We start from the raw sequence: 3,360 nt of genomic DNA on the forward strand, positions 1-3,360 counted from the left end.
GCGCACTCCGTCCGGAACGATCTCCGTGAACATGCGTCGGCTGTGCAGGACACCCCGCTCGCGTGCCTCTTTGACCGGCGGAACCATGACGATGTCGCCCAACCCGGCGACGCCGCCGGAGTCGGCTGCGCCGGCCGCAAGCGCGCGGGCACGATCACTGGCAACGTCGAACAGGACTCGTCCGTCGACATCGTCGGGGAGGAACCGCGGTTCGCGAGTGGTGAACCACACCGTGTCTGCGACTGTCGAAACCTCGGCAAGGATCTGCGCCGCGGAGTTGCCCCCACCCACGATGGCGACGCGTCGACCCGCGAACTGTTCGGGGGAGCGGTAATCGGCAGCGTGCAACTGCACTCCGCCGAAGCTGCGCATTCCCGGATACGTCGGCCAGAATGGACGTGACCACGTTCCGGTGGCGTTGATGATTGCTTCCGCGTCGAATACCCCGTTGTCGGTTTCGACGCGATACCGATGAACGTCACCTCGTCGAACCGAGTCCACTCGTACCGGCCGGTGCACGGGAAGGTCGTATTTCTTCTCGTACGCGGTGAGGTAGTCAACGACGTGCGAGGCGGGCGGAAAGCCCTGCGGCCACGGCGGCATCGGCCATCCCGGCAGACGTGAGTACTCGGCGGGCGAGAACAGGTGCAGTGAGGGCCAGTAGTCCTGCCAGGAGCCGCCCGGTCGGGGCTGGTCGTCGAGGATGACGAAGTCCAACCCCGTCCGGCGCAGGTAGTACCCGGCGGCGAGGCCGGCCTGACCGCCACCGATGACGACCGTGGTCACGGCCGCACCGGGAGGCGCGAGTGAGCAGGAAGCCACACTTGCGCGGATTTCACGCGGGAACCCGCGTGATGTGGTCGCAAGTGTGGCTTCCTGCCCATTTTCCGGTCACCGAGACAGGAGTGCGGTGAGGTCGTCGACCCTGGCGGCGATGTCGTCACGAACAAGCCGCATGCGTTCGATGCCGTCGATACCACGCTCGGACGGCTCGTCGGTGTCCCAGTTCAGATACGTCGGACCGTCGACGGCGTCGAGCTTCGCTTCACTGCCGAGGGTGATGACGTAGTCCATCCGAGCCAGTACTTCGGGATCGATCGGCTTCGGCTGCTCGCCGGTGAGATCGACACCGACCTCGAGCAGAGATTCTGCGGACAACGCATTCACTGCACTGCCCGGCTTGGTGCCGGCCGAATGCACCTCGACGGTATCGCCTGCCGCTTTGCGCATCAGTCCGGCAGCCATCTGCGACTTGCCGCCGTTCTTGACACAGACGAACAGTACGCTCGGCATGCTCATCGAGTGGGCACAGACTGCGACAGCTCGGCAATCAGGCTTTCGATGCGCGCTTTGATCTCGTCGCGGATCGGACGGACCGCCTCGACGCCCTTGCCGGCTGGATCGGGCAGAGCCCAGTCGCGGTAGCTCACGCCTGGGAAGACCGGGCATGCGTCCCCGCACCCCATGGTGATGACGACGTCGGAGGTTTCGACGGCTTCCGGGGTCAGGATCTTCGGAGACTGTGCCGAGATGTCGATACCGAGTTCGGCCATGGCCTCGACGGCGGCGGCGTTGATGGTGTCCGCCGGTGCACTACCGGCCGAACGAACCTCGATGGTGTCGCCGGCGAGGTGGCTCAAGAATCCGGCGGCCATCTGGGAACGGCCGGCGTTGTGGACGCAGACGAACAGGACGCTGGGGGTGCTGGTCATGGCAGGCCTTCTTTCGGCGGTGAGATCAGGTGGAGACGGTCGTGGTGGAATCGAGCTCGACAAGAAGCTCGCGCACCCGGACGTCGATTTCGTCGCGAATCCGACGAACGGTGTCGATGGGCTGGCCGTCCGGATCGTCGAAGGACCAGTCGAGGTACCTCTTGCCGGGGTACACCGCGCACGCGTCACCGCAGCCCATGGACACCACGACGTCGGCTGCTGCAACGACATCGTCGGTCAGGGGCTTCGGGAACTCGCTACCCAGGTCTACTCCGATCTCGGACATGACCTCGACGACTGCGGGATTGATTTCGTTGCCCGGTGCGGAACCTGCGGACCGGACGTGTACGCGGCGGTTGCCGTGATGGTTCAGCAGGGCTGCGGCCATCTGCGAGCGGCCTGCATTGTGGACGCAGATGAAGAGCACCTCGGGAACGTCCTTGGCGACAGAGCCTTCGGACTGTGCGAGAGCGGTCAACCGGTCCGCCGCGAAGTGCTCCGCCAGAGCGGACAGGTGCACCTGAACCTTTGCGGTGCGCCGAAGTGCTGCGTAGGACTCGAAGACGTAGCGTTCGACCGTCTGAGGGGAGAACACCCCATCGTATTTCTTGGCAAGTTGTGCGGCCGAGCGTGCGAGCGCCGCCCGCGGCATCAACAGTTCGGGTTGCTGGCGGTCACGATCGCGAGAGGGGCTGTCGGACATCAGGACTCCTTTGTCGCTGTGTTTACGGACTGTGCGGGGGAGAAACGCTTACGTAGAGCGAGTGATACGTAGACAAGGCCGACGAGGACCGGGACCTCGATGAGTGGTCCGACGACCCCGGCGAGTGCTTGCCCGGACGTGGCGCCATAGGTAGCGATGGCGACGGCGATGGCGAGTTCGAAGTTGTTGCCCGCGGCGGTGAATGCGAGCGTCGTAGTGCGCTCGTAGCCCAGACCCATTGCGGCGCCGAGGGCATAGCCCCCGCCCCACATGACTGCGAAGTAGACCAGCAGTGGGAGTGCGATACGAACGACGTCGAGTGGCTGCGAGGTGATCTGATCGCCCTGCAGCGCAAAGAGAATGATGATGGTGAAGAGCAGACCGTACAGCGCCCAGGGGCCGATCTTCGGGATGAACTTGGATTCGTACCAGTCGCGGCCCTTGGTGCGTTCGCCGAAGTAGCGCGATGCGAAACCAGCGACAAGTGGGATGCCGAGGAAGATCAACACCGACTTGGCGATCTGCCACGGTGAGGCTTCGATGGTCGTCTGTTCTAGGCCGAGCCAGCCGGGCAGCACGGACAGGTAGAACCAGCCGAGTACGGCGAACATGAACACCTGGAATACCGAGTTGATCGCGACCAGTACGGCTGCCGCTTCCCGGTCGCCACAGGCGAGGTCGTTCCAGATGATGACCATGGCGATACAGCGGGCCAGACCGACGATGATCAGTCCGGTTCGGTATTCGGGTAGATCGGGGAGGAAGAGCCACGCGAGTGCGAACATCAGCGCCGGGCCCAGAACCCAGTTGAGAACCAGGGATCCGATCAGAAGCCGCTTGTCGCCGGTGACGGTGTCGAGCCGGTCGTAGCGAACCTTCGCCAGGACCGGGTACATCATGATCAACAGCCCGATCGCGATCGGCAGTGACACACCGTCCACCGAG

At 64.2% G+C, this 3,360-nt stretch carries 4 protein-coding genes and 1 pseudogene; all 5 read right to left on the reverse strand.

What is annotated here, in order from left to right:
* On the reverse strand, positions 1–786 hold a 786-nt coding region (locus tag A2J03_RS09655), incomplete at its 3' end, for an NAD(P)-binding domain-containing protein (RefSeq protein ID WP_068372720.1).
* 105 nt (positions 787–891) lie between these two features.
* Positions 892–1,299 carry an arsenate-mycothiol transferase ArsC gene (locus A2J03_RS09660; RefSeq protein ID WP_197480696.1) on the reverse strand — a complete coding sequence of 136 codons (408 nt, stop codon included), beginning with the start codon at positions 1,297–1,299 and terminating at the stop codon, positions 892–894.
* Positions 1,296–1,712 carry an arsenate reductase ArsC gene (locus tag A2J03_RS09665; RefSeq protein ID WP_068372724.1) on the reverse strand — a complete coding sequence of 139 codons (417 nt, stop codon included), beginning with the start codon at positions 1,710–1,712 and terminating at the stop codon, positions 1,296–1,298. Before A2J03_RS09665 ends, A2J03_RS09660 begins: the two co-directional genes overlap by 4 nt.
* A 25-nt stretch (positions 1,713–1,737) precedes the next feature.
* Positions 1,738–2,415 (reverse strand): arsenate reductase ArsC, encoded by a 678-nt coding sequence (locus A2J03_RS09670; RefSeq protein ID WP_068372728.1) that lies wholly within the window; start codon positions 2,413–2,415, stop codon positions 1,738–1,740.
* A 2-nt stretch (positions 2,416–2,417) separates the two neighbouring features.
* Positions 2,418–3,360 (reverse strand): annotated as a pseudogene (gene arsB / locus A2J03_RS09675) (ACR3 family arsenite efflux transporter); the annotation flags it as partial.

This window comes from Rhodococcus sp. EPR-157 (assembly GCF_001647195.1).
Classification (GTDB): domain Bacteria; phylum Actinomycetota; class Actinomycetes; order Mycobacteriales; family Mycobacteriaceae; genus Rhodococcoides.

Excerpts from the sequence above, each read along its gene's own strand:
- A2J03_RS09660 (WP_197480696.1), bottom strand. The coding sequence starts at position 1,299 with ATGAGCATGCCGAGCGTACTGTTCGTCTGTGTCAAGAACGGCGGCAAG.
- A2J03_RS09665 (WP_068372724.1), bottom strand. The coding sequence starts at position 1,712 with ATGACCAGCACCCCCAGCGTCCTGTTCGTCTGCGTCCACAACGCCGGC.
- A2J03_RS09670 (WP_068372728.1), bottom strand. The coding sequence starts at position 2,415 with ATGTCCGACAGCCCCTCTCGCGATCGTGACCGCCAGCAACCCGAACTG.